The sequence below is a fragment of the Desulfocurvus vexinensis DSM 17965 genome (genome assembly GCF_000519125.1).
In the GTDB taxonomy this organism is placed as follows: Bacteria; Desulfobacterota; Desulfovibrionia; order Desulfovibrionales; family Desulfovibrionaceae; genus Desulfocurvus; species Desulfocurvus vexinensis.
In genome coordinates this window covers 185,620-211,189 of the sequence record NZ_KI912582.1, presented here as the reverse complement: position 1 = coordinate 211,189, position 25,570 = coordinate 185,620, and the positions used below count along the sequence as shown (strand labels likewise).

The 25,570-nt window shown below is 72.5% G+C and carries 24 protein-coding genes; 17 read left to right on the top strand and 7 right to left on the bottom strand.

Annotated features, from left to right (window positions below; translation table 11 throughout):
- Positions 1-641: 641 nt before the first annotated feature.
- From G495_RS0115605 to G495_RS0115580, 6 genes are all read left to right on the top strand, one after another.
- A complete protein-coding gene (locus tag G495_RS0115605) occupies positions 642-893 on the top strand; it encodes a FeoA family protein (RefSeq protein ID WP_028588516.1) in 252 nt (83 codons plus the stop codon).
- Positions 886-3,072, top strand: a complete 2,187-nt coding sequence (feoB, locus tag G495_RS0115600; protein ID WP_028588515.1) for a ferrous iron transport protein B — start codon at positions 886-888, stop codon at positions 3,070-3,072. The genes G495_RS0115605 and feoB overlap by 8 nt, the downstream gene beginning before the upstream one ends.
- A gap of 114 nt (positions 3,073-3,186) precedes the next feature.
- Entirely contained in the window at positions 3,187-3,645 is a 459-nt protein-coding gene (locus G495_RS0115595; protein ID WP_028588514.1) for a Fur family transcriptional regulator, read from the top strand.
- A 67-nt stretch (positions 3,646-3,712) separates the two neighbouring features.
- Entirely contained in the window at positions 3,713-3,901 is a 189-nt protein-coding gene (locus G495_RS21920; protein WP_156939739.1) for a hypothetical protein, read from the top strand.
- Positions 3,898-4,365: a hypothetical protein gene (locus G495_RS19760; RefSeq protein ID WP_051445461.1), complete on the top strand. Its 468-nt coding sequence runs from the start codon at positions 3,898-3,900 to the stop codon at positions 4,363-4,365. The genes G495_RS21920 and G495_RS19760 overlap by 4 nt, the downstream gene beginning before the upstream one ends.
- Before the next feature lie 96 nt (positions 4,366-4,461).
- Positions 4,462-6,630 (top strand): heavy metal translocating P-type ATPase, encoded by a 2,169-nt coding sequence (locus G495_RS0115580; protein ID WP_028588513.1) that lies wholly within the window; start codon positions 4,462-4,464, stop codon positions 6,628-6,630.
- An 83-nt stretch (positions 6,631-6,713) separates the two neighbouring features.
- Here the strand turns inward: G495_RS0115580 and G495_RS0115575 are convergent, their stop codons facing one another.
- The 6 genes from G495_RS0115575 to G495_RS19755 form a co-directional block, all read right to left on the bottom strand.
- A complete protein-coding gene (locus G495_RS0115575) occupies positions 6,714-7,145 on the bottom strand; it encodes an HMA2 domain-containing protein (protein ID WP_028588512.1) in 432 nt (143 codons plus the stop codon).
- 245 nt (positions 7,146-7,390) lie between these two features.
- Entirely contained in the window at positions 7,391-8,053 is a 663-nt protein-coding gene (locus G495_RS0115570; protein ID WP_028588511.1) for a cytochrome b/b6 domain-containing protein, read from the bottom strand.
- The gene (locus G495_RS0115565) at positions 8,050-9,726 is read right to left on the bottom strand and encodes a tetrathionate reductase family octaheme c-type cytochrome (protein WP_035252600.1); all 1,677 of its coding nucleotides are present in this window, start codon (positions 9,724-9,726) and stop codon (positions 8,050-8,052) included. Before G495_RS0115565 ends, G495_RS0115570 begins: the two co-directional genes overlap by 4 nt.
- A gap of 97 nt (positions 9,727-9,823) precedes the next feature.
- Positions 9,824-10,243, bottom strand: coding sequence for an RrF2 family transcriptional regulator (locus G495_RS0115560; RefSeq protein ID WP_028588509.1), 420 nt, complete (start codon positions 10,241-10,243; stop codon positions 9,824-9,826).
- Positions 10,244-10,412: 169 nt separating this feature from the next.
- On the bottom strand, positions 10,413-10,883 hold the full coding sequence (locus tag G495_RS20665; protein ID WP_051445460.1) for a hypothetical protein: 471 nt from the start codon (positions 10,881-10,883) through the stop codon (positions 10,413-10,415).
- A complete protein-coding gene (locus G495_RS19755; RefSeq protein ID WP_342667799.1) occupies positions 10,876-11,964 on the bottom strand; it encodes a 4Fe-4S dicluster domain-containing protein in 1,089 nt (362 codons plus the stop codon). Before G495_RS19755 ends, G495_RS20665 begins: the two co-directional genes overlap by 8 nt.
- A gap of 178 nt (positions 11,965-12,142) precedes the next feature.
- Between G495_RS19755 and G495_RS0115545 the strand changes: the two genes are divergently transcribed.
- Entirely contained in the window at positions 12,143-13,585 is a 1,443-nt protein-coding gene (locus tag G495_RS0115545) for a sigma-54 interaction domain-containing protein (RefSeq protein WP_028588508.1), read from the top strand.
- On the opposite strand, the gene G495_RS0115540 is transcribed toward G495_RS0115545, so the two are convergent.
- Positions 13,566-13,940 carry a hypothetical protein gene (locus G495_RS0115540; RefSeq protein WP_051445459.1) on the bottom strand — a complete coding sequence of 125 codons (375 nt, stop codon included), beginning with the start codon at positions 13,938-13,940 and terminating at the stop codon, positions 13,566-13,568. The genes G495_RS0115545 and G495_RS0115540 overlap by 20 nt on opposite strands.
- Before the next feature lie 642 nt (positions 13,941-14,582).
- Between G495_RS0115540 and G495_RS0115535 the strand changes: the two genes are divergently transcribed.
- The 10 genes from G495_RS0115535 to G495_RS0115490 all read left to right on the top strand — a co-directional run bounded on the left by G495_RS0115535 (position 14,583) and on the right by G495_RS0115490 (position 25,494).
- The gene (locus tag G495_RS0115535) at positions 14,583-15,407 is read left to right on the top strand and encodes a 4Fe-4S binding protein (protein WP_245588461.1); all 825 of its coding nucleotides are present in this window, start codon (positions 14,583-14,585) and stop codon (positions 15,405-15,407) included.
- Between the two features lie 180 nt (positions 15,408-15,587).
- A complete protein-coding gene (locus G495_RS0115530; RefSeq protein ID WP_028588505.1) occupies positions 15,588-15,833 on the top strand; it encodes a type II toxin-antitoxin system Phd/YefM family antitoxin in 246 nt (81 codons plus the stop codon).
- Complete coding sequence (locus tag G495_RS0115525) at positions 15,823-16,113, top strand: type II toxin-antitoxin system RelE family toxin (RefSeq protein WP_028588504.1); 291 nt, start codon at positions 15,823-15,825, stop codon at positions 16,111-16,113. Before G495_RS0115530 ends, G495_RS0115525 begins: the two co-directional genes overlap by 11 nt.
- A gap of 134 nt (positions 16,114-16,247) precedes the next feature.
- Positions 16,248-17,042, top strand: coding sequence for a LytR/AlgR family response regulator transcription factor (locus G495_RS0115520; protein WP_028588503.1), 795 nt, complete (start codon positions 16,248-16,250; stop codon positions 17,040-17,042).
- Between the two features lie 14 nt (positions 17,043-17,056).
- Entirely contained in the window at positions 17,057-18,757 is a 1,701-nt protein-coding gene (locus G495_RS0115515; protein ID WP_028588502.1) for a LytS/YhcK type 5TM receptor domain-containing protein, read from the top strand.
- Positions 18,758-18,901: 144 nt separating this feature from the next.
- On the top strand, positions 18,902-20,329 hold the full coding sequence (locus G495_RS0115510; RefSeq protein WP_028588501.1) for a carbon starvation CstA family protein: 1,428 nt from the start codon (positions 18,902-18,904) through the stop codon (positions 20,327-20,329).
- A 228-nt stretch (positions 20,330-20,557) separates the two neighbouring features.
- The gene (locus G495_RS19750; protein ID WP_051445458.1) at positions 20,558-22,093 is read left to right on the top strand and encodes an ATP-binding cassette domain-containing protein; all 1,536 of its coding nucleotides are present in this window, start codon (positions 20,558-20,560) and stop codon (positions 22,091-22,093) included.
- A 145-nt stretch (positions 22,094-22,238) separates the two neighbouring features.
- Positions 22,239-23,903 (top strand): coiled-coil domain-containing protein, encoded by a 1,665-nt coding sequence (locus G495_RS19745; protein WP_035252597.1) that lies wholly within the window; start codon positions 22,239-22,241, stop codon positions 23,901-23,903.
- Positions 23,900-24,595, top strand: coding sequence for a phosphoribosylanthranilate isomerase (locus tag G495_RS0115495; protein ID WP_028588500.1), 696 nt, complete (start codon positions 23,900-23,902; stop codon positions 24,593-24,595). Before G495_RS19745 ends, G495_RS0115495 begins: the two co-directional genes overlap by 4 nt.
- A gap of 125 nt (positions 24,596-24,720) precedes the next feature.
- Positions 24,721-25,494 carry a hypothetical protein gene (locus G495_RS0115490; RefSeq protein WP_028588499.1) on the top strand — a complete coding sequence of 258 codons (774 nt, stop codon included), beginning with the start codon at positions 24,721-24,723 and terminating at the stop codon, positions 25,492-25,494.
- Positions 25,495-25,570: the final 76 nt, after the last annotated feature.

Here is a 25,570-nt window from a genome sequence, read left to right as displayed (position 1 = left end):
CTGCTGGAACTGCTGCCTGACAGCCTTATCTCCGGGCGCGCGAGCACGCGGGACCGCAATGCGGCCATGTGCGCACAGCTCAAGCCCTATCCCCAAGCGCACGGACGCGCGGTCGGCGCTCCGGGCGCAGCTTGAGGCGGCTTTGCTTTCTCCCTGAGCGCGCGGGCACGCGGCTGTGCGCGGTGTCCAGATCCAGGGCGTGGCCGTGCACTTCCCCTGGCGCGCGGGCGCGCGACAAAGCCGCAGATCGCCCGCCGCAGTGGCGCGAGCGGCGGGCCAGCGACAGGCCCACCGGGGTCCGCGCGGCATGAAGGCCGCGACAGCCCCACCCGCCCCCAGCCTTCCCTGTCCTTTTATGCTCCCGCCGACTGACGCCCCCTGCCAACTCCCCGCCCACCGAATGTCCCCGCCGCCCCGCCCCAAATTTTTGCACAAGCCAGTTGACAGTGAGAACCATTTTCAATATCAACACTGTCGTGCCGCGCCTGGATGGCGCGGCCCGGCCCCCGCCCACGCCCCGGGGCCGGGGGCATCGCGCCCCACCCGCAGCGCCCGCCGGACCGCCCGGCCCGGCGATGCGCGAATCACCGTTTTCCGCCGCTGCCTCGCGCGGAGCAGGAGCGGCACCGGAGGATCACCCCATGGAACAGACCACAGGACTGCGGCAGCTCAAGATCAACTGCCGGGCAAAAATCCGTCAGGTCACCGCCCAGGGCGAACTGGGCAGGCGCATCCGCGACATGGGCCTGGTGCCCGACACCGAGATCCAGGTCATCGGCAAGGCCCCGCTGCGCGACCCCGTGGCCATCCGCCTGCGCGACTTCACCCTGACCCTGCGCAACAACGAGGCCGACCACATCACCGTCACAGTCCTGGAGTGCGCCGATGTCTGAGAAACTGACCTTCGCCCTGGCGGGCAACCCTAATTCCGGCAAGACCACCATGTTCAACGCCCTCACCGGGGCCCGGCAGCATGTGGGCAACTACCCCGGCGTCACCGTGGCCAAGAAGGAGGGCCTGCTGCGCTCGGGCGACCGTGACGTGCGCGTGGTGGACCTGCCCGGCACCTACTCGCTGACGCCCTACTCCCAGGAGGAGCTGGCGGCGCGCAACTTCCTCATCAACGAGAAGCCCCACGCCGTCATCGACGTGCTCGACGCCAACACCCTGGAGCGCAGCCTGTATCTGGCCGTGCAGTTCCTTGAGCTGGGCGCCCCGCTCATCCTGGCGCTGAACATGATGGACGAGGTCCGCCGCAGGCGCATGACCATCGACACCGCCAAGCTCTCCGCGCTCATGGGCGTGCCGGTGGTGGAGACCATCGCCCGCGACGGCGAGGGCAAGGAGGCCCTGATCCGCGAGGCCGTGGCCTACGCCGAGGCCAATCGTGGCAAGACCACGCCGCTGTGCATCTCCTATGGCCGCGACATCGACGCCGCCCTGGACGAGATGGAACCGCTGGTCAAGAACTCGGGCCTCATGGCCGCGCTGGTGCCCGCGCGCTGGGTGGCCCTGAAATTCCTCGAAGGCGACCCCGACATCGTCGCCATGAGCCAGCGCGACAAGGCCCTGGCCGCCGCCCTTTCGTCCATCGCCGACCGCGTGGCCGCCCATGTCCGGCGCACCGAGAACACCCACCCCGAGTCCATCATCGCCGACCACCGCTACGGCTACATCGCCGCCCTGCTGCGCGAGGGCGTGGTCCGCAAGGACACGACCGTCGAGAGCATCCGCCTGTCCGACCGCGTGGACAAGGTGGTCACCAACGCCTTCCTCGGGCCGATCATCATGCTGGCCGTGCTCTACGGCATGTTCCAGCTCACCTTCGCCATCGGCGAGATTCCCATGGGCTGGCTGGAGACGTTCTTCGGCTGGCTGGGCGGGGTGGCCGAGGCGTCCATCCCCGAGGGCCTGTTCCAGTCGCTCATCGTCTCGGGCATCATCGACGGCGTGGGCGGCGTGCTCGGCTTCGTGCCGCTCATCCTGGTCATGTTCCTGTGCCTGGCCTTCCTGGAAGACCTGGGCTACATGGCCCGGCTGGCCTACATCCTGGACCGCGTGTTCAAGCTCTTCGGCCTGCACGGCAGCTCGGTGATGCCCTTCATCATCTCCGGCGGCATCCCCGGCGGCTGCGCCGTGCCCGGCGTCATGGCCGCGCGCACCCTGCGCAGCCCGCCCGAGCGCCTGGCGACCATCCTCACCGCCCCGTTCATGTCCTGCGGCGCCAAGGTGCCGGTGTTCATCCTGCTCATCGCCGCCTTCTTCCCCGACACGGCGGGCAACGCCATGTTCGTGCTGACCCTGGGCGCCTGGGCCATGGCGCTGCTGGTGGCGCGGCTTCTGCGAGGCACGGTCATCCAGGGCGCGGCCACGCCGTTCCTCATGGAGCTGCCGCCCTACCGCATCCCCACCCTGCGCGGCGTGCTCATCCACACCTGGGAGCGCGGCTGGCAGTACATCAAGAAGGCCGGTACCATCATCCTGGCCATCTCCATCCTCTTGTGGGCGGCCATGACCTTCCCCGGCCTGCCCGAGGAGCGCGCCGGGGAGTTCGAGGAGCAGCGCGCGGCCATCGAGGCCGAAATGGAGACCGCCAGCCAGGCAGGCGCCGCCGAGGACGCCCTGGCCGCCTTCGAGGACCGCCTGGCCGAAGTGGACAACTTCGAAGCCGAGGCCGCCCTGCGCAACTCCCTGGCCGGGCGCGTGGGCACGGCCCTGGAGGGCCTGACCAGCCTGGCCGGCTACGACTGGCGCACCAACATCGCCCTGGTGGGCGGGTTCGCGGCCAAGGAGGTCATCGTCTCCACCCTGGGCACGGCCTACTCCCTGGGCGAGGTGGACCCCGAGGAGACCGACAGCCTGTCGGCCCGCCTGGCCGCCGACCCGGCCTTCAACGCCTGGACGGCCATCAGCCTGTTGGTGTTCACCATGCTCTACGCCCCGTGCTTCGTCACGGTGGTGGCCATCGCCAAGGAATCGTCCTGGAAGTGGGCCGCCTTCTCCATGGTCTTCAACACGGCCCTGGCCTTCGGCGCGGCCACGTTGGTGTACCAGGTCGGCACCCGCCTCTAGTGCGGACGGGCGCGGGGCTCCCGCCGCGCCCGCCACTCCCGCCCTCCGGCCCGCGCGTCCCCATCCACGCGCGGGCCGGTCCGGCGCGGCAACCCCGGCGCAGCGAGACCGCCCATGAAAGACCCCATCGACGTCTTCCGGCAGTTTCTGGCTGGCAAGAACCAGAAGCTCACCCCCCAGCGCCAGGTGGTGCTGCGGATCTTCATGGACCACCACGACCACATGACCCCCGAGGAGCTGCACCAGCTCGCCCGGGACATGGACCCCGGCCTGGGCCTGGCCACGGTCTACCGGACCCTCAGGCTGCTGGAGGAGGCCGGGCTGGCCCGCGAGCTGCGCCTGGGCGACGGCGTGGCGCGCTACGAGTACGACTATGGCCGCGCCCATCACGACCACATCATCTGCACCGCGTGCGACCGCAACATCGAAGTCCTCGACCCGCGGATCGAGGCCCTGCAGGAAGCCCTGGCCCGGCGCCACGGCTTCGAGCTGACCGGGCACAAGATGCTGCTCTACGGCCTGTGCGAGGCCTGCCGGGCCAGCGTGCAAAAAGACCGCCAGGGCGACGGCTAGGGCTTTTCCCGGCGGCCCTGCCGTGCTAGACTCGAGTTCCAATCCTCTACCCACAGCGGAGTTTCCTATGAAAGAACTTGGAGAAAAGGCGCTATTGCTGGTGGCCGGGGCCGCCGTTGGCGCGGCCTGCTACCTGGCCTGGCGCCACCGCGACCGGCTTTTGCCCCTGGTGGAGCAGGCCGTGGCCCAGGCCCGTGAAATGGCCCGGCCCCAGGGGGGCGAGGCCGTAGCGCCCGAGGAGGCGTCCCGGCCATGAGCAACATCGGATACTTCCTCGCCGGGGCGGCCCTGGGTGCGGCGGGCGCTGCCGCCTGCAAGGGCGACGAGCAGGCCCGCCAGACCCTGGCCGGGCTGGTGCGCGGCGGCTACGGCATCAAGGAGAATCTGCTGGCCTGGGCCGAGCGGATCATGGAGGACGTGGAGGACTCCCTGGCCGAGGCCCGCCACCGCCAGCAGGCCCAGGCCAAGGAAGACGCCCGGGCCGAGGCGGCACCCGGCGCCGGGACCGCTCCCAAGGGCAGGGGCAAGGGCCCCCGCGGGGGAGAGGCCAAGGGCAAGCCCGCCGCCACGGCGACCGCTGGGTCCAAGGCCGCAGCGACCAAGCCCGCCGCCAGGCCCAAGACGGGCGGAAGCGGCGCCGCGCCCAAGGGCAAAGGCCCGCGCGCGGGGGCCAAGGGCCCGGCCCGGGGCCGGGGCGGCAAGGGCTCCGCCGGGGCCTAGCCCCGCGACCCGCCCCACGACACGGCACCTCCCCGGGCCCCGCAGGGCCCGGGCGAACTCGCGCGCCCGCGCGCCCACCCCAGCCCCCCAAGGACCATGCTCGTCAACCACCAGATTCCCGGGCGCATCCGCTTCACCCCGGGCAGCGCGGCGGCCCTGGAAGCCGCCACAAGGGCCCTGGAGGCCGCCCCCGCCCTGCGCGGCCAGGCCCTGGACATCACCTACAGCCCGCGCACCCGCCGGGCCCTGCTCCTGCTGCGCGCCGACGAGGCCCTCACGGCCCTGGCCGTGGACATCCTGCTGGCCCAGGCCCAGCCCCCCGCGCCAGACCCCGGGCTCCCGGCCCTGGCCGAAGACGCCTGCTGCCAACCCGCCGTGTGCCGCCGCACGCCCCCCGGCGCCGAATGCCTGCTGCCCGGGGTCTGCCAGGCCGACCGCCAGCGCGGGGCCCTGGAGCACCCCGTCCTGATCATCGCCCGCAAGGTGGCCAATTTCTATCTGCGCCGTCTGTTCATGCCCATGTGGCTGCGGCCCTGGTGGCTGGCCTGGCAGGTGGCGCCGCTTTTGCTCGGCGGGCTGCGCTCCCTGGCCCGGGGCAGGCTCGACGTGGCCGTGCTCGACGCCGCAGCCATCGGCTCGTCCCTGGCCCTGCGCGACTTCAACACCGCCGGGACCATCTTCCTGCTGCTGGACATCAGCGAGACCCTGGAGGAATGGACCCGCGAAAAATCGCGCGGCAACATCGCGGCCATGCTGCGCGGCGAGGACCGGCCCGCCTGGGTGCTGCGCCAGGGCCAGCCCGTGCGCATCCCCGCTGGCGAGTTGCAGGCGGGCGATCTGGTCATCGTCAAGTCCGGCCTGGCCATCCCCGTGGACGGCGTGGTGGCCGACGGCACGGCCATGGTCAACCAGTCGTCCATGACCGGGGAACCCCTGGCCGTGCGCAAGGCCGTGGGCCACGAGGTGCTGGCGGGCACCGTGGTGGAGGAAGGCGACCTGACCATCCTGGCCGAGGGCGTGGGCGACCACACCCGCCTGGCGCAGATCGCCCAGGTCATCACCGAGTCCGAGTCCATGCGCGCCGAGGTCCACAGCCAGGCCGTGCGCATGGCCGACCGCATCGTGCCCTTCTCCTTCATCCTGGCCGGACTGGTCTTCGCGGTGACGCGCAACGTGCGCCAGGCCGCCGCCGTGCTGCTGGCCGACTACTCCTGCGCCATCAAGCTCTCCACGCCCCTGGCCGTGCGCGCGGCCATCCTGGAGGCCGCGCGGCGCGGGGTGCTGGTCAAGGGCGGCAAGCACCTGGAAGCCCTGGCCCGGGCCGACGCCATCATCCTGGACAAGACCGGCACCCTGACCCAGGCCCGGCCCAGCGTGGTGGACGTGTGCCCCGTGGGCGACTACTCGCGCGAATACATCCTGCGCCACGCCGCCTGCCTGGAGGAGCACTTCCCGCACCCCGTGGCCGAGGCCGTGGTGCGCAAGGCCGAGGAGGAAGGCCTGGACCACCGCGAGCGCCACGCCGAGGTGGAATACATCCTGGCCCACGGCATCTCCTCGACCCTGGACGGCCAGCGCGTGCTGCTGGGCAGCCGCCATTTCGTCCACGAGGACGAAGGCGTGGACCTGGACCCCGCCGAGGAATCCATCCGCCGCTGCGCGGCCAGCGGGCACACCGCGCTGTACATGGCCATCGGCGGGCAGCTGGCCGGCGTCATCTGCATCGAGGACCCCATCCACCCCGACGCCCCGCGCTTCATGCGCCGCCTGGAGAACATGGGCCTTTCGCGCATCATCATGCTCACCGGCGACGGCGAGGCCAGCGCCCGGCGCGTGGCCGAGGAGCTGGGCATCAAGGAATACCGCGCGGGCGTGCTGCCCACGGACAAGACGGCCATCGTGGACGAACTGCGCGCCGCCGGGCTGACCGTGGCCATGGTCGGCGACGGCATCAACGACTCGGCGGCCCTGACCCGCGCCGATGTCGGCGTGTCCATGAAGCACGGGGCGGACATCGCCCGCGAGGCCTGCGACGTGCTGCTGACCACCCCGCGCCTGGACGGCCTGCTGGACACCATGGCCATCGCCCGGCGGGCCATGCGCCGCATCCGGCGCAACTACGGCTTCATCGTGGGCAGCAACACGCTGTTCATCGCCCTGGGCGTGGCCGGGCTGATCTCCCCGGCGCTGCTGGCCCTGCTGCATAACGCGGGCACCGTGCTCACCTGCGCCCACAGCATGCGCCCGGTGCTGCCCCGGCACTAGCCCCCCGCCCGCACAAACGCCGCGAGGCCGACGCGCACAGCGCGCGTCGGCCTCGTTCGTTTTCCGGCTGCGGGCCCGGCCTGCTAGCGCAAAAGGGTCCGGCGGTTCTGGAACACATGGACCCCGGCCAGGGCCAGGAACAGCGCCCCCGCCCCGGCGTGGACCTTGCCGGACACCGCCAGGGCGCCCACGGCCAGGACCACCGCCCCGGCCATGCCGCGCTTGACGGCGCGCCGGGCCTCGGGGGTGCGCAGGGCCTTGTCGGCCCGGGCGACCCCGGCCTTCAGGCGCTCCAGGTCCACGTGCAGCAGCTCGGCCACGCGCCCGAGCAGCGCCTCGGCACCGATGCGCGCCTTGTCGTAGCAGACCAGCAGGCTGCCCACCCGCCGGTTGACCTGCACCTCGAGCACACCCTTGAGATCCAAGAGCCTTTCGCGGGCCTCGCGGGCCACGTCCTCCACCTTCAGCGCCCCGCTGCGCAGCCGCAGCCGGCCCTGGGTCATACTGGCGATCATCACACCCCTCCCGAAGACCTCGGGCCGCGCCAACGGCAGGACCATCCCGCCGGGCCGACTCCGAGCCGCCAGACTACACCATCGCCCGCGCAGTGCAAATCGTGACAGCGATTTTCATCCTCTGCCCCGCACGCGCAACGGGCCCCCGCCCGGAACGCTCCGGACGGGGGCCCGGGAGCCCCTCGCACGGGGAGCGGGCCGCGCCCGGCGCGGCGCCGCCCCCGGCTTTTCCGAGGAGGAGAACCTTACATGGGGCTGGTCTTGCGCTCCCATTCGGGCACGGCCTTTTCGTCCTCCACTTCCTCCCAGCCCGTGAACATGGCGATGACGTGGGCCGAGACGGTGTGCCCGGTGGTGGTCATGTACACATGCACCACCACGAAGGCCAAAAAGCCGAAGGCGCCGATGGTGTGCAGGGTGGCCACCGTTTCCAGGGACAGGCTGGTCAGCCCCAGGGCCGCCCAGTCGTTGTAGTAGAGGTAGACGATGCCCGTGACGATCTGGAACGGGATGAGCAGCGTGGAGATGGACAGATAGGTCAGGCGCTGCAGCGGGTTGTGCTTGGCGCGCTGCGTCTTGGGCACGGGGTGCGGCTCGCCCCGGAAGATGCCGCTCACGTAGTACATGGCCACCTCGTAGATCTTCTTCGTGGTCGGCACGTACTGCTTCCATTCGCCGGTGGTGGACAGCCAGAACACGATGAACACGTAGAGCCCGAGCCAGGTCCAGGCGCACCATTCGTGCACGGCCACGGCCCGCTCGAAGCCCAGCAGGGTGAAGGAACCGTGGACCTCCAGGCCCGTGGCCGCGAGCACCAGGATCAGCGCGGCCTGGAACCAGTGCCAGAAGCGCTCGAAGCGCGTGTACAGGTAGACCTTCTTCAGGCCGTTCTTCACGGAACCGCTCATGACCGCTCCTCCTTCGCATTGCGCGACCGGGACGCCGCACGCATGGCGCCATGGATCAGCACCCCGACCAGGGAGGCCAGCACTGCGGCCCAGCCCGCCCAGTCCACCAGGGGCGCGCCGTCGCGCCCGGGCATGTAGAACCCCGCCAGGTTGGCCAGCCGCCCCTGGCTGCTGTGGCACTCGGCGCAGGCGACCACGTTGTCCTTGGGCGCCACCATGTGCGTGGTGGGGTAGGCCCAGGCCGTCTGCGCGAAGCCGAACTCGCCGGAGTATTCCAGCCCGGCGTAGTCCATGCCCGCCTGGATGGCCTTGGCCCAGTCGAAGTTGTTCCACAGCGAGGTGTCGTCCTTGCCGAACAGGTGCGGCACGACCATGGTGTTGTGCACCGTGTCGTAAGGCGTCCTGCCGCGGTGGATCTTGAAGGGCATGATCCGCGAGCGCGGGTCGTCGGGCGAGCCCACGGGCCAGGACAGGCGCACCTCGCCCGAGGGGTCGATGACATCGGTGGCGCGCACGGTGGTCATGGAGCCGCCCCACCAGTAGTACTCGGGCACCACGTCCATCTCCCACACGAAATCACCCTTCATGGAATCGTAGGTGTCCTTGCCGTAGGGGCCCTGCTCCTTGTAGGGCTTGCCGTCCTTGAGCTTGCCGGCGGTGGACCAGTCCCAGCTCATCTTGGTCGGCTTCTCGCGGGCGTATTCGGGAATGTGGCAGGCCTGGCAGGCGACCTTATCGGTGTGGTCGTTGGCCTTGTGCCCGGCCTTGTGCGGCGTGGCGCTGTGGCACGACTCGCAGGTGATGCGCGGCGCCAGGTCATCTTCGAGCAGGCTCTTGCGCTCGGTGGCCGCCGGGTTGGCGTAGATGCGCCCGGCGATGTTGTGCAGGGTGGTGGTGTGGCAGCGCGTGCAGTCGAAGTTCTGCCCGTCCACGCCCATGTGCACGTCGAGCTTCTTGCTCGGCTCGGCCAGCGAGCTGTCCAGGTCGCCGTGCTTCACGCCGTCGCCGCCGCCGCCGTGGAAGTGGCAGGTGCCGCAGTTGTCGCGATCGGGGCGGCCGATGTTCTGGGCAACCTTGGCCAGGTCCGGCGGCTGGAAGGTCTTCTTGGGGCCGAAGGGCGTGGGCTCGGTCACCGGGTAGCCCGCCTTGGTGGGGAACTTCTCGTAGGTCCCCGTGGTGTCGTGGCAGACCAGGCAGTCCACCTTGGCCGGGTCGGTGAAGTCGAAGTCCTTGTCCTTCCAGCCGTATCCGGCGTGGCACGAGGTGCAGCGCGCCTCGTTGGACAGGATGCTGATGCAGAAGTTGTTGACCACCAGCCCGCCCTTGCCCATGCGCTCGGAGGGCTCGGAGTTGGGGTCGATCCAGGTCCAGTGGATGCTCTTGTGGAACTGCGCGGCGGCCTCGGTGTGGCAGGTCAGGCAGGCGCGGGTCACGTCCTCGGGCTTGGCGAACTGCTGGCGCAGCGCCTCGTGTTTGGTGTGGTCCGAGGTGATCCAGAGCTGCGGGTCCTTGGTGGCCTGGCGCGCCAGCTGGCGGCCCGGGGCCGCCGCGCCGCCCTGGGCGGGCGCCGACGTGTCGGTGGCCGCGCGGGCCAGCGGCACGGCGCATACGCCCCAGAGCAGGACAAGCAGCGCCACAGACGCCCCACGGCGCAATGACGGAAAACGGTTCATGCAGACACCCCCTGCGTTTCAGGTTCTCCGCCAGCCGCCGCAAACACCCCGGCGGCGGCCCGGCGGGCCATGTGGCGCGGAGGTTCCGTCCCCCGCGCTATCGTTTCGTGTCGCAGTTCTCGTAACTGATCTGCGACAGGGTGATGGAGTCCAGGATGCGGTTCATGGCCGCCGTGGCCTCCACCCACACGTTGCGCACGCTGCACTTGCCGCTGCGCGAGCAGGCCCGCCCGTCGGTCACGCAGTCGGTGAGGTTGATGCCACCCTCCAGCAGCCGGACAACCTCGCCCACGGTGATCTCCTCGGGCCGGCGGGTGAGCATGTGCCCGCCCTTGGGCCCGCGCACGCTGGCCAGATAGCCCCCGCGCTTCAGGGGCCGGATGAGCTGCTCCAGATACTTCACCGAGACCCCCAGCCGCGCCGAGACCTCGCTCACCGAGACCGGGCGGCCGTTGCTGTTCTCGGCGATGTCCAGGAGCATCCTGGTTCCGTAGCGGCTTCTGGTGGACAACTTCATGGACGACTCCCTGCGAAGGTTGCGGCCCCGGGCCCCATGCCCGGGCGGATGCTGCGGGGACGATACCCCCTCGCGGGACGATTTCCAAGATGTTCCCCCAAAAAATTATAGGCCTTTATTTCAATCAGCTACGCACCCGGTGGAATTACAATGCAACCCTGTGGCATGATTAGCGCCCCGCCGTGGCGGGATACGGCGCGCCGCGCAGCAGCGCCGCCGCGCCCAGGGCCCCGAAGGCCAGGGCCAGGGCCAGGTGGGCCCAGTCCACGGCCAGCACCAGGTCCGGCGGCAGCCAGACGCCGGACAGGTTCTTGACCACCCGGGCCAGCCCCGTGGCCGCCAGCCCGGCCACCACGGCCACGCGCCACGCGCCCAGGGCCGCGACCCGCTCCCGGCGCACCAGCCACGCCCCGGCCCAGGCTCCGGCCCAGGCCAGGAAAACGGCGGCCAGCAGGGTGTGCGCCGTGTGCAGCAGCATGTAGTCCGCCGTCCAGGCCAGGCCCGGCAGGTCGGCCAGGTAGTAGCGCTTGAAGATGGGCATCTGCCCCGCGCCGGTGAAGCCCAGGGCCAGGCACAGGGCGATCCACAGCCTGCGGGCGGTGCGGCGCGGGCGCCCCGAGGTGGCGCGCTGTTCAGCCATGGGCGTTCTCCTCTCCGGGGCCGTTCTCCGGGCCCTTGGCGGGCCCGCCGGGCCCGGCGTCGTCCTTTCCGCCGCCGCGCAGGCCGCGCACGGCGGTGAGCAGCCCGGCGGCCAGCCCGGCCAGGGGCGCGCCGAATACCGCCGCGGCAAAGGCCTCGTCGCGGGCCATGACATCGGCCACCGGGCGCAGGTGCGGCTGCCCCGGGCCGTGGGCCACGGCACGGTCCAGCGCCTCGAAGGGCACGGGCGACACGTAGATGGTGTTGGTGCCGCCGTTCTCGTCCAGGCCGTAGAGGAAGCCCCCGGTTTCGGCGGCCAGCTTGCGGGCCCGGGCCACGATGTCCTCGCGCGGGCCGATGCTCTGCACCTCCATGGGGCAGGCCTCGATGCAGGCGGGCAGCTGCCCGGCGTCCAGGCGCTGATGGCAGCGGTCGCACTTGTACATCACGCCGTTGCCCGCCAGGGCGGGCAGCAGGTCCAGGTACAGGCCGACCCCGGTCTGGCGCTGGGGGATTTCCCAGGGGCAGACGTCGCGGCACTTGGCCCCGCCCAGGCAGATGGCCTCGTTGATGCGCACGGCGCCGTCGGCGCGCTTGTAGGCCGCGCCCCAGGGGCAGAGGTTGGCGCAGGGCGGGTTCACGCAGTGCATGCAGCGCCGGGGGATATGTACCTCCAGCTCCTGGCCGTCCTTCTCCACCACGGCGGTCTGGATGGTCAGCCAGTTGTAGGGCGTGAGCCGCCCGTCCTCGTCGCGGCGGGCCGACCAGTCCTCGGCCTTGACCCGCGCGGGGTACATCTTCGGGAAGGGCCGCACCGGCTCGGGGAACTTGGCGGCATTGGACTCGCGGCAGGCGGCCACGCACTCGCCGCAGCCCACGCAGCGCGACAGGTCCAGCAGCGTGGCCAGCTCCACGCGCCCGGCGGGCGCGGCGGCCCCGGCCCGGGCCGCTCCGGCGCCGGGCACGGCCAGCGCCCCGGCCACGGCCATGGTCTTCAGGAAGGTTCTGCGGTTCATCTCGCTCCAGGTGCCGTGCGGCGCGACCCGGAGCGCCGCCGCGTGTGCATGGGAAACCGGGTCCATTTTCCCCTTAGCAGCCCCTGTGCCGGAAGGCTACGCAGCGCAACGCCATGATTTTTTCCCACCGGAATAACTGGCCTTCTTTGTGACGCCACGGTGACGACGACGCCTCTTGCCAGAGCGAAATTTGATCAGTATTTGAACAGGTGGTTAATCAACTGCGCAAAACAAGGCGGCGGGCATGCACCAGGATTCCGTGAAGCAGTACCTGGAAGAGATCATCGAGACCATGAACGAGGGCCTGTTCATCGTCGGGCCCGACGGGCGCATCTCCATGGTCAACAGCTCCCTGGAGCGGCTGACGGGCTTTTCGCGGCGCGAGCTGCTGGGCAAACCCTGCACGGTGCTCAACTGCGACGCCTGCCGCATCTCGCGCCGCGAAGGGCGCGACCACTGGTGCCGCCTGTTCGACGAGCGCAAGCAGAGCCGCAAGAACTGCCGCATCGTGCGCAAGGACGGCTCCTGTGTGGACGTGGTCAAGAACGCCACCCTGCTCCTGGACAACGGCGAGGTCATCGCCGCCGTGGAAACACTGACCGACCTCTCGGAACTGGTGGAAAAGGACCGCAAGATCGAGGAGCTGTCGCGCCTGCTGGACACGGGCTTCCACGGCATGATCGGCCACTCCCCGGCCATGCAGCGGCTCTACGCCCTGCTGGAGAAAGCCGCGCGCTCCGACGCGCCGGTGATCATCTTCGGCGAGTCGGGCACGGGCAAGGAGCTGGCCGCCCACGCCATCCACACCCTGGGCTGGCGCGCCGAGCGGCCCTTCATCCAGTTCAACTGCGCGGCCCTGAACGAAAGCCTGCTGGAAAGCGAGCTGTTCGGCCACGTCAAGGGCGCCTTCACCGGGGCCATCCGCCACCGCGAGGGCCGCTTCGAGGCCGCCGACGGCGGCGACATCTTCCTGGACGAGATCGGCGACGTGCCCCCGGCCACCCAGGTCAAGCTGCTGCGCGTGCTGGAGAGCAAGCGCATCGAGCGCGTGGGCGACAACCGACCCATCGAGGTGGACGTGCGCGTGATCACGGCCACCAACCGCAACCTGGAGCGCCTGGTGGCCGAGGGCGCCTTCCGCAAGGACCTCTTCTACCGCATCAACGTCATCCCCATCCACGTGCCACCGCTGCGCGAGCGCGCGCAGGACATCCCCCTGCTGGCCGCGCGTTTCCTGGAGGACATCCGCACCCGCACGGGCCGGGGCGCCCAGGGCCTGACCCCCGAGGCCCTGCGCCTGCTCACGGCCCACCCCTGGCCGGGCAATGTGCGCGAACTGAAAAGCGCCCTGGAATACGCCTGCGTGCTCCAGGACGCCGGGCCCGTGGGCCCCGAGCACCTGCCCCCGGCCATCCAGAACGCGGGGGGCGCCCCCGGCGCCTGCCCGCCGCCCGCCGGGGCGCCCCACGGGGCGCCGGACCCGGCGAACGCCCCGGGCGCGCCCGAAGCCCCGCACCCTGCCCTGCCCGCCAACCCGCGCCAGGCGCTCATCGACGCCCTGCTGGCCACCGGCGGCAACAAGACCCGCGCCGCCGCCCTGCTGGGCGTCAGCCGGGGCACGGTGCAGAACCGGATGCGCCGCTTCGGCCTGGATCTCAAGCGCGTGGTCAGCGCCCCAGGCTCGTGATGAAACGCTCCAGTTCGTTGGGCTCGCCCTCGCGGTAGTCCTCGGGGTAGAGCAGGTTGCGCATCCAGAACACGCTGCCTTGGCCCAGGGCCGCCGAGGCCCGGGCGCAGAGGTTGTCGGCCTTGCGCTCCACGCGGTCGCGCGTCTGCGGGTCCAGCCCGTCCAGCAGCCCGTCCAGCTCGTCGGGCAGGTCGCGCAGCAGCTCGGCCTTGCGGCGCAGTTTCGCCGCCGCGCCCTGGGGGTCGCCCTGTTCGTGCAAAAGCCCCTCGGCCTCGCGCTCCAGCTCGCGGATGCGCGCCGCCGCCTGCGTCAGCGCGCCGACCACCCGGGCCAGCGCCGTCGTCTCCTGGTTCATCCGTATCCTCCCGCGCCCGCAGGCGCATTTTCTTGTGCAAATTCCGGCGCACCGCCTTGCCCCGGGCCGCTCCCGGGCGTACAGCAGCGCCCCGGTGCCCGCCGCCCGGAAGTGGCGGCGAGGCAACCCGCGCGCCAGACGCCCCGGCACGCGCGACGCCACCCAGGCATCCGCAGCTGGCGGGCGCCGTGCATCGGACGCCCACCCCGCGCCTGCGCCGCCGCGCGCAGCCTTTTGACCCGCGTCAAGGCGCCGGGGCGGCCTGCGCGGCACCCTGCCCCAGCGTCGCCCCGCCACGGTACGGCACCACCCCGCCATTGGCAAAGCCCAAGGAGTCCGCCCATGTCCCGGCCCTGCGCCCCCAAGACGCCCCCCGCACCCGGCCCCCGGCCCGGCTCCGGGCCCGCACAACCCGCCGCCCCCTGTGCCGCCCCGGCCTTCGCCCCCGCGCCCGCGCCGCAACCCGCTGCACCCTCCCCCGCACCGCTCCCGGGGCGCCGCCCCGCACGGCTGCGCCTGGCCCTGCAATCGGCCTTCGCCCTGACCTGCCTGTGGGCCGGGTGGGAGTTTTTCCGCTTCGTGTCCTGGGTTCTGGGCCAGGGGCCGGGGCCGGTCACGCGCCCGCCCGCCGTGGAGGGTTTCTTGCCCATCAGCGCCTTTCTGGCCCTGCGCCGCCTGCTGGCCACCGGACAGTGGGACCCCGTCCACCCCGCCGGGCTGACCATCCTCCTGGCGGCGCTGCTCATGGCGCTGTTGCTGCGCAAGGGCTTTTGCGGCCACGTCTGCCCCGTGGGGCTGGTCCACAACCTGCTGGCCCGCGCCGGGCGGACCCTGGGCTGGGCGCGGACCCTGCCCCGGCGCGCAGCCCTGGCCCTGGCCGCGCCCAAATACCTGCTGCTGGCCTTCTTCGTCTGGACCACCTGGGTGGGCATGGACCTCGCGGCCCTGGAGGGCTTCCTGCGCACGCCCTACAACATCGCCGCCGACGCCAAGATGCTGGCCTTTTTCCTGGCCCCCTCGGGCACGACCCTGGCGGTGCTGGGCGTGCTGGCCGCCCTGGGGCTGGTGCTGCCCTACTTCTGGTGCCGCTTCCTGTGCCCCTACGGCGCGCTGCTGGGCCTGGCGGCCCTGGCCTCGCCCCTGGCCGTGCGCCGCGACGCGGCCTCGTGCATCCAGTGCGGGCGCTGCACCCGCGTCTGCCCCGGGGCCATCCGCGTGCAGGAGAAAACCCGCGTCAACTCCCCGGAATGCGTGGGCTGCATGGAGTGCACCGGGGCCTGCCCCGTGCCCGGCTGCCTGGGCCCGGCCCTGGGCGCCGCCCGCATGCCCTGGGCCCTGGCGGGCCTGGGCTGCGCCGCCGTGCTCCTGGCCCTGTATGCCTGGGCCCGGGCCACCGGCCACTGGGACGCGACCCTGGCCCCCGCGATGCTCGGGCGCATCTACCGCATGGTCCTGGGCGGCTTCTAGGCCTGCGAGGCGAGAATCCGGCCTGCCCGGCCATCGGCGCGCATAAACCCGGCCCCGCAGACGTGCTGTGGCGCCGGGCACCGGGCCCGCTCCGGCTCCGCCAGCCGGGGCAGCGGTTGACACGAACACTTCCGGAGGATAATTTAGCATTAAAAAAGAACCATAAAAAGGCACGCCATCATGCAGACCATCCATGCCAGCAAGACCGTGAGCGTCACCGAGTTGAAGCGGAACCTGACCGCCGTACTGAGCCAGGCGGGAGACGATCCCGTGGCCGTGCTGAACCACAACAAGCCAGCAGCCTACCTGCTCTCCGCCGCGCACTACGAACGCCTGCTGGAATACCTGGAAGACCTCGAAGACGCCCGGCTGGCCCAGGAACGCAAGGACGGGCCCTTCGTGGATGTGGACATCGATGCCCTATAGGCTCCGCTTCCACGAGCAGGCTCTCAGGGAGTGGCGCGCCCTGGCTGCGGACCTGCGCGAACAGTTCAGGAAAAAGCTTGCCGAACGCCTGGAGCGCCCGCGCGTGCCCTCTGCGGCGCTCCGGGGTATGAAGGACTGCTACAAGATCAAGCTGCGCAAGGTCGGCTACCGGCTGGTCTACCGCGTGGACCAGGAGATTGTCTTCGTGACCGTCATCGCCGTGGGCAAGCGCAAGAAGCTGCGCGTCTACGCGGCGGCGCAGGGGCGCGCTTCGGAATAAAGCGTCCGGCCGCGCGCCGGGCAACGGTTTCCACCGCATGGCCACTGCGCCCCCGGCCTTGACACCTCCCGCCGCGCGGCATTAGCTGACGGCGTCCGCCCGGCCCCGGCCCGGCGACGAGGAGGCCCCGCCCCATGCCCATACGCGCCGTCATCGCCGACGACGAGCCCCCCGCGCGCGACGAACTGGCCTTCCTGCTCTCGCGTTTTCCCGACGTGGAGGTCGCGGCCCAGGCCGCCTCGGCGCGCGAGGCCGTGGCCGCCATCCGCGAATTCGCGCCCGATGTGGCCTTCCTGGACATCGAAATGCCCGGGGGCAGCGGGCTGGACGTGGTGGCCGAGGTGCTGGCCGACGGGCCGCCCAGGCCGCCGCAGTTCGTTTTCGCCACGGCCTTCGACCACTACGCCATCCGCGCCTTCGAGGCCAACGCCGTGGACTACCTGCTCAAGCCCGTGGAAGAGCAGCGCCTGGCCAAGAGCCTGGCCCGCGTGCGCGGCGCCCTGGCCGCACCCCATGGCCCCGCGCCCGACCGCGCGGCCATGGGCGGCGAAGTGCTGCGCCTGCTCGAAGCCATGGCCCCGGCGCGCGGGCTGACCCGCGTGGCCGTGGAGCAGGGCGGGCGCATCGCCCTGCTGCGCCCCGAGGAGATCGTCTTTCTGGGCACCGAGGAGCGCCGCGTGATGGCGCACACCGCGCGCGCCGCCCTGCCCTGCCACGGCCCGGTGACCATGGAAATCCTCGAAGAGCGCCTGGGGGCGCACTGCTTTTTCCGCGCCAACCGGGGCACACTGGTCAACCTGGCCCGGGTGCGCGGGTTCTCGCCCTGGTTCAACGGCAAATACGCCTGCACCATGGACGACGCCGCGGGCTCGGAAGTCACCGTCAGCCGGGGCCGCGTGGCGGCCTTCAAGGAGCGCCTCGGCCTGTAGGCCGGCCCGCCGCCATGACCACCCTCGACCTGCTCTTCATCCTCGTGGAACGCTTCGGGCTCATGCTCACGGCGGCCTTCCTCATCATGACCCTGGGCGCCACCCGCAACGTGGACCTGCGGCCCACCACGCGGCGCAACACCATCTTCCTCATCCTGCTCTTCGGGGGCATGGGCATCCTGGGCACCTACACCGGCGGCGCGGTGCAGGCCTCGGTGGCCAACCTGCGGGCCATGAGCGTGGTCACCGCCGGGCTGGTGGGCGGGCCGGTGGTGGGCGCCGGGGCCGGGTTCATCGCCGGGTTGCACCGCAACCTCATCGATTTCTACGGCTTCTCGGCCCTGCCCTGCGGGCTGGCCACCTTCCTGGAGGGCACCGTGGCCGGGCTGGTGGCCCTGCGCCTGCGCGAGCCCCTGGACTGGAAGCCCGCGGCGCTGTTGGCCTTCGGGGGCGAGTGCGTGCACATGCTGCTGGTGCTGGCCCTGGCCCGGCCCCTGGCCGACGCCGTGAGCCTCGTGCAACTCATCGCCATGCCCATGATCATCGTCAACACCATCGGCGCCGCGCTGTTCGTGCAGACCCTGGTGGTGGTCTCGCACTACCGGGAAAAGCGCGAGTCCTCCCAGGCCCAGCAGATCCTGGCCATCGCCGGGCAGACCGTGGGCCACCTGCGCCTGGGCCTGTCGCGCGAGACCGCCGAGGCCGCCGCGCGGATCATCTTCGAAAGCGTGCGCGTGGCCGCCGTAGCCGTGACCGACGCCTCGCGCGTGCTGGCCCACGTCGGCGAGGGCGCGGACCACCACCTGCCCGGCCAGCGCATCATGACCGCCGCCACCCGCGAGGTGCTCGACACCGGCGCCCCGGCCTTCGTGCGCGACGCCTCGGCCATCGGCTGCGGGGTGCGCGGCTGCCCCTTCCAGTCGGCCATCATCGTGCCCCTGCGCAAGGGCGGGGCCATCGTCGGCACCCTCAAGCTCTACGGCACCAAGGGCAACGGCCTGGACGCCGTGCGCTACGAAATCGCCCGGGGCCTGGCCGCCCTGTTCTCCACCCAGCTCGAGCTCGAAGACATCCAGATCAAGGAACGCCTGCTGGCCCGCGAGGAAATCCGCCGCCTGCAAGCCCAGATCAACCCGCACTTCCTGTTCAACGCCCTGAACACCATCGCCTCGTTCTGCCGCACCAACTCCGACCGCGCCCGCGACCTGCTCCAGGATCTGGCCGTGTTCCTGCGCCGCAACCTGCACAGCGGCGGCGGCTTCATCCCCCTGGCCCAGGAGCTGGACCAGGTGCGCTCCTACCTGGCCATCGAGCAGGCCCGCTTCGGCGGGCGCATCCACGCCGAGCTGCACGTGGACGACGACTGCCGCGACTGGCCCGTGCCCGCCCTGCTCATCCAGCCGCTGGTGGAAAACGGCATCAAGCACGGCCTGGCCGGGCGCGAGCAGGGCGGCATGGTCAGCGTGCGCGCCGCCGTGCGCGGCGACGAGCTGCATGTCACCGTGGAGGATGACGGCGTGGGCATGGCCCCGGCCAAGGCCCGGGCGCTGCTGGAAAGCGACGGCGACGGCCAGTGCATCGGCGTGGCCAACTGCAACCGCCGCCTGCGCCAGATCTACGGCGCCCAGTTCGGCCTGCAGATCGGCTCGCGCCCCGGCGGCGGCACCCTGGTGGCCATGCGCATCCCCCGCCAGGCCCTGCCCGCCGCAGCCTGACGCCCCCGCCCCGGACATGCTGCATTTCAGGCACCGGAATCGACGTTTCGCGCAAGAAGGATTGAAACCGGACCAGGGCCGGAGCTAGGGCGGCGCAAAGCCGTCCGGCCCACCCGGGCAGGCCAAGCCAACCGGAGGTTTGCCATGTTCTATTTCTTCCTGTGCCTCGCCGCCCTGGTCGTGGGCTACATGACCTACGGCACGGTGGTGGACCGCGTCTTCGGCCCCGACGAGAAGGCCGTCACCCCCGCCTACTCCATGCGCGACGACGTGGACTACGTGCCCATGCCCAAATGGAAGCTCCTGCTCATCCAGGTGCTGGACATCGCGGGCATCGGGCCCATCTTCGGGCCCATCCTGGGCGCCCTCTACGGCCCGGCGGCCCTGCTGTGGATCGTCATCGGCTCCATCTTCGCCGGGGCCGTGCACGACTACATGAGCGGCATGCTCTCGGTGCGCAACAAGGGCGCCAGCATCCCCGAGCTGGTGGGCGAATACATGGGCATGCCTGCCCGCCAGGCCATGCGCGTGTTCTCGGTGATCCTGCTCATGCTCGTGGGCGTGGTCTTCGTGCTGGCCCCGGCCAAGCTGCTCACCGGGCTGACCGGCGTCGCCACCCCGATCTTCGTGGGCGCCATCTTCGTCTACTACTTCCTGGCCACCATCCTGCCCATCGACAAGGTCATCGGCCGCTTCTACCCGGCCCTGGGCGCCCTGCTGCTGGTGATGACCGTGGCCATCGCCGTCGCCCTCATGGCCAGCGACCACCCCATCCTGCCCAACATGGACTTCTTCACCAACGCCCACCCCAAGAACCTGCCCCTGTGGCCGCTCCTGTTCGTGACCCTGTCGTGCGGGGCCATCAGCGGGTTCCACTCCACCCAGTCGCCGCTCATGGCGCGCTGCGTGAAGAACGAGCGCGAGGGCCGCATGGTCTTCTACGGGGCCATGATCATCGAAGGCGTCATCGCCCTGGTCTGGGCCACCATCGGCCTGAGCTTCTACGACGACGGCGCCGCCCTGAACGCCGTGGTCGCCGCAGGCAGCCCCGCCGCCGTGGTCAAGGAGGCCTCCAACATGCTGCTCGGGCCCGTGGGCGGCGCCCTGGCCGTGCTGGCCGTGATCGTCCTGCCCATCACCTCGGGCGACACGGCCTTCCGCTCCACCCGGCTCATCGTGGCCGAGACCTTCAAGATCAACCAGGCCAAGGCGCCCAAGCGCCTGCTGGTGGCCGTGCCCATGTTCGTCATCGGCTTTGTCATCTCCCAGCTGCCCTTCGACTCCATCTGGCGCTATTTCGGCTTCTCCAACCAGATGCTGTCCATGCTCGTGCTGTGGTCCGGCGCCGTGTACCTGGCCAAGACCGCCCGCTTCCACTGGATCTGCACCGTCCCGGCCACCTTCATGACCGCCGTGTGCGCCTCGTTCATCATCCTGTCCGACCTGGGCTTTGGCATGTCCATGACCGCCTCCGTCGCTGGCGGCGTGGCCGCAGCCGTGGTGGCCCTGGGCGCCTTCCTGCTCAAGTACGGCTTCGGCAGGGCCGTGGCCGCCGAAGAGGCCGCGAAGTAGCAACCGCCGGGGCGCTGCCCCGGACCCTGGCCGGGGGGCGCTGCCCCCCGGCACCCCCCGCACGGGGCCAACGGCCCCGTGACCCCACATGCCGGGCCCTGCCCTGCGGCCAAGCGCCGCAGGGCAGGGCCCGGGACGCTGGGGCGGGGGAGACCAAGCCGCCCCCCGGGCCGCCGCGCGCAGACCCCGCCCTTGCCCCCGGGCGGCGCAGGGGGTACCACAGCCCCCATGCCGCACGATCCCGTCATCGCCATCGACCATTGCACGGTGCGCCTGGGCCCCGGCCTGGCCATCAAGGACGCCTCCTGGCAGGTGCTGCCCGGGCAGCACTGGGTGCTGGCCGGGCCCAACGGCGCGGGCAAGACCACGCTGCTGCGCCTGGCGCGCGGCGAGGTCCACCCGGCCCAGGGCGAGCATTTCGGCCACCGGGGCACGCGCTGCTGGAACTTCGGCCAGGGGCCCACGCAAAGCGCCCTGGACGCCCGGGCGGCGGTGGCCCTGGTCACCCCCGACGACCACGACGCCCTGACCCGCGACGAGCGCGCCATGCGCGTGGAGCGCTTCGTGGTCACGGGCATCCACGACACGCAGTACCTGTTCCGCGAGCCCTCGCAGGCCGAGCTGGAGCGGGCCCGGGCGGCCCTGGCGGCCCTGGGCGCGGCGGAGCTGGCCGGGCGCGACGTGCTCTCGCTCTCGCGCGGGCAGGGGCGGCTGGCGGTGCTGGCGCGGGCCCTGGTGCGCGCGCCGCGCGTGCTGCTGCTGGACGAAGCCATGCAGGGGCTGGACGCGGCGGCGCGCGCGCGCCTGGGCCGGGCCCTGGAGCGGCTGGCGGCGGGCGGCACGCAGCTGGTCATGGCCACGCATCATCTGGACGAAGTGCGCGCGGTGGCGACCCATGCGGCGCTGCTGGAGGACGGGCGCGTGGTGCGCCAGGGCCCGGCGCGGGAGGTGCTCGGGGCGGCGCGGGGCGTCTTCGCGGCAGGCCCGGCCCTGGCCCTGCCCCGGGCCCAGGGCGCGCGGGCCCAGGCTGCGCCGGAGCATTATGTCGAGCTGCGCGGGGTGGACGTGGTCCGCCAGGGGCGCGCGGTGCTGGCGGGCATCGACTGGGCCGTGCGCCCCGGGGAGCACTGGGCGGTGCTGGGGCCCAACGGCGCGGGCAAGAGTACCCTGGTGGCCCTGTGCATGGGCGCCCTGCGGCCCACGCGGGGCCGGGCCTCGTGGTTCGGGCTGCCCGGCCCGGTAAACGTGTGGGACATCCGCCGCCGCATGGGCCTGGTGTCCCCGGAATTGCAGGCCGCGTACCGCTACGACGTGACCGCCGTGGAAGCGGTGCTGTCCGGCTATTTTTCCAGCGTCGGCCTCTACGACCGCCCCAGTGCGGAACAGGCGGAACGGGCTGCGGCGCTGGTGGATATGGTGGGGCTGGCGGGGATGCAACAGCGCCGGGTGCGCACCCTGTCCTACGGGCAGATGCGCCGCCTGCTCATCGCCCGGGCCCTGGCCCCGGGGCCGGAGCTTTTGCTGCTGGACGAGCCCTGCTCGGGGCTGGACCCCGAGGCCCGGGGGCGCTTCCTGGAGGTGGTCCAGGCCCTGGCGCTGGGCGGGGTCACGCTGCTGCTGGTGACCCACGACCCCGGGGAGATTCCTCCGGCGGTGCAGCGCTGCCTGCTGCTGGACGCCGGGCGCGTGGCGGCGCGCGGGCCGTGCGCCCAGGTGCTGGCGGCCTGGCCCGGCCCTTCCCCCGCGCCCGGGCCTCTGCTATAGCAAGCCGTTGAAAAATGGTCCGCTGCGCTGCTGCGAACGCTTCAGGGCGGTGCGGATGTCCAGCAACACGCCGACCCGAAGCGTCCTTGCGTCATTTTTGAACGGCCTGTGGGAAAGAATTTTTCAACCGGATAGAGTGGGTTCCATGCCGCGCCGCACGCTTGTCTCCACCCTGCGCCTGGGGGCGCTCCTGGCCCTGGCCGCATGGCTCGGCGCCTGCGCGCCGTCCATTCCGCCGACCACGCCCACCGAGCCCGGCCAGGTGGCGGACGGCGGCCCCAGCCTGCGTACGGTGCCCGTGCTGGCCACCCTGTCCGGGGTGCTGGACTCGGGGCGCGAGTCTTTCGAGGCCGGGCGCTACGCCGTGGCCGGGGCGCGCTTCGAGGCCGTGCTGGCCCGCGACCCGGAAAACCCGCTGGCCACAGCCTACCTGGGGCTGTGCCACTGGTTCGCGGGCCGCCCCGAGGCCACCGCCGCCCTGTGGGACGCCTATCCCGAAACCCCGCTGCCCGCTTTCGCCGCCGCCCTGCGCGCCGAGGCCGCGGCCCTGGAGCTGCTGGCCGACCGGCTGCGGGCGCGCGGGCTGGTGCAGGCGGCCTTCCAGGGCCAGGACGAGCCCCTGGCCCCGGGGCTGGCGGTGCTGGCCCCGCCGCGCCTGGAGGACGGGGTGCCCGGAGTGGGCCGGGCCCTGCTGCTGCTGCTGCACGGGGCCGTGGGCGGCCTGGACGCCCCGCGCATCGCGCCCTGGGGGCTGATGCAGGCCGTAGCCGCCGAGGCCGGGCTGGACCCGCAAGGGGGCGACGCGGCCCAGGGCGCCGAGGACGCGCTGCTGCTGGCGCGGCTGGTCGGCGCGCAGTACGCCGTCACCGCGACCCTGGCCCCGGTGCCCGGGGCGCCGGGAATGGTGCGCACCCGGCTGGCGGTGCAAAGCGCCGAGCCCGCCCCCGCACGGCTGGCGCGGCTGGGCGACGCCGCCGAACAGGCCGCCCGGGCCGCCGCCGACGCCCGCCAGGCCCTGGCGCTGCTGGACCAGGATCTGGCCCAGACGGCCTTCGGCCTGCAATATTTCGAGGCCGAAAAACGCCTGGACGAGCTGCTGGCCGAGCGCAGCGCCCTGCAGGAACACATTGCCGAGCTGCACCGCGCCAGAAGCCTGACCGCGGCGGCCATCGCCATAGGCCGCCTGGAGCGCCTGGAAGAGACCGCCGCCCGGGCCCAGCAGGACCTGCGCGCCCTGGAGCAGGCCACCGTGGGCCTTGCCGCGCACATCTTCGCCTACAACGCCCAGACCCTGGCCCAGCGCGAGGCCGAGCTGCGCGCCACACGCGCGGACCTGGAGGCGCGGGCCACGGAGCTGACCCAGCGGGCCGGGGTGGCCCGGGCCGAGGCCATGCGCCGCTGGCCGCCCGGGGGATTCACGGCGGAGTTCGACCTGCCCGGCGACCGGCTGACCCGCTGGCCCGCCCTGGCGGCCCGCGCCGTGGGCGACATCCTGGGCGGGCGGCCCCTGCCGGGCACCCTGCCTGCGGCCTTCGGCTCGGACGCCGGGCCGGACACGCTGCTGGCCCTGGACCGCGCCCTGGCCGCGCGCGAGGCGGGCGACCCCGCCACGGCCCGGGAGCAGTTCGCCCAGGCCCGGCCCCTGGTGCCGCGCCCCCCGGGCCTTCCGGCCCCGGATTTCGACCTCGCCGCCCAGGCGGGCATGGCCCCGGGCGATATCGCGGCCCTGTACGCCCAGCGGCTGACCCGGGCCCTGGACGACGCGCGGGCCGCGCGGGGCCACCGCGCCCCGCAGGGGCAGACGCCGTGAGGCCCTGCCCGCGCGTGCAGGTGGCCGGGGTGCACGACGTGGACGAGGCCCTGATGCTGGCGCGCCTGGGGGTGGACAGCGTGGGCCTGCCCCTGCGCCTGGCCGTGCACGCCCCGGACGTGACCGAGGCCCAGGCCGCGCGCATCGTCGCCGCCCTGCCCCCGGACGTCCTGGCCGTGTGCATCACCTACGCCACGGACCCGGCGGAGATCGACGCCCTGTGCCGGGCCCTGGGCTGCGGCGCGGTGCAACTGCACGCGCCCATGGCCCCGGCGGCCCTGGCGGCCCTGCGCGCCCGCAGGCCCGACCTGTACGTCATCAAGAGCGTCATCGTACCGCCGGACCCGGCGCCTGCCCGGCGCGAGGCCCTGCTAGCCGAGGCCCGGGCCCTGGCCGCGCACTGCGACGCCCTGCTCACCGACAGCCTCGACCCCGCCAGCGGCGCCACCGGGGCCACGGGCCGCACCCACGACTGGAGCGTGAGCGCGCTGCTGGCCCGGGCCTGCCCGTGCCCGCTGCTCCTGGCCGGGGGCCTGGGCCCGGACAACGTGGCGGCGGCCATCCGCGCCGTGCGCCCCGCCGGGGTGGACGCCCACACCGGCCTGGAGGACGCCCGGGGCCGCAAGGACCCGGCCCTGGTGGCGGCCTTCGCGGCCCGGGCCCGGGCCGCCCTGGACGCCGCCGGGGCCTGAAGGCCGCAGCGGCGCGCTCCGGCCCGCCCGGCGCGGGCCTGTTGCCGGGGCGCGCGTTTTGGTGCATCGTGGCCATGCCCTGGAACCCCGGGGGGTTGCGCCCCAGGCTCCGGCAAGGAGGCTCCATGCCCGCCACCGCAGGACCACAGGCCCAGGCGCCCGCACCCGCCGGGCCCGTGCTGGAAAGCGCCTCGTACTCCGCCCGCCAGACCGAACTGGCCTGGACCTTCCCGCACGGCCCCGGGGGCCCGGGCGGGCCCATGGGCCGCGACGCCGCCTGGGAGGCCCTGGCCGCCGCAGCCGCCCTCCGGGGGCTGACCCTGGTCACCGCCGACCGCGCCCTGGGGCTGATCCTGGCCAAGCCGCCCTTTTCCCTGGCCAACGTGGGCCGTCGCGTGGCCCTGGCCCTGAGCCAGCGCCCCGAGGGCACCCTGGTGCGCGCCACCTCGCTGCACGGCGTGCTCTGCCTGCAGGGGCGCGACGCGCGCATGGCCCAGCTCGAAGACGTGCTGCACACGGCCTGGCGCCTGCTGGAACGCAGCGCCCAGGCTGCGGAGCAGGCCGCGCCCGCGCCGGGGCAGGCGGAGCAGGCCAAGCCCCAGGCCGCCGCCCAGGCCACCCCCGGAGCGGACGCCGCCCCAGGCGCCGCCCCCGCCCCCGGGCCCACGGCGGCGCCCGCCGGGCCGCGCCCGGCCCGGCCCGACGCCGTGCCCGACTACCGCCACACGCCCTGGGAGGACCTGCCCCTGGAGGCCCCCAGCGCGCCCTCCGGCGCCCGGCTGACGGCGCGGCCCCGGGCCACCCCGGGCCTGGGCATCCGCCGCAGCCTGCTGTGGTTCCTGGTGGGCACGGCGCTGGCCGTGGGCGCGGTGTTCCTGCTCGACGCCCTCTCGCGCTAGCGCCGCGCCCGCCCGCTGCGGCGGCATGCCTGCTTCAGAAGCGACCTGCGGGGCAGCTTCCCGGCGGCCAGCCGGG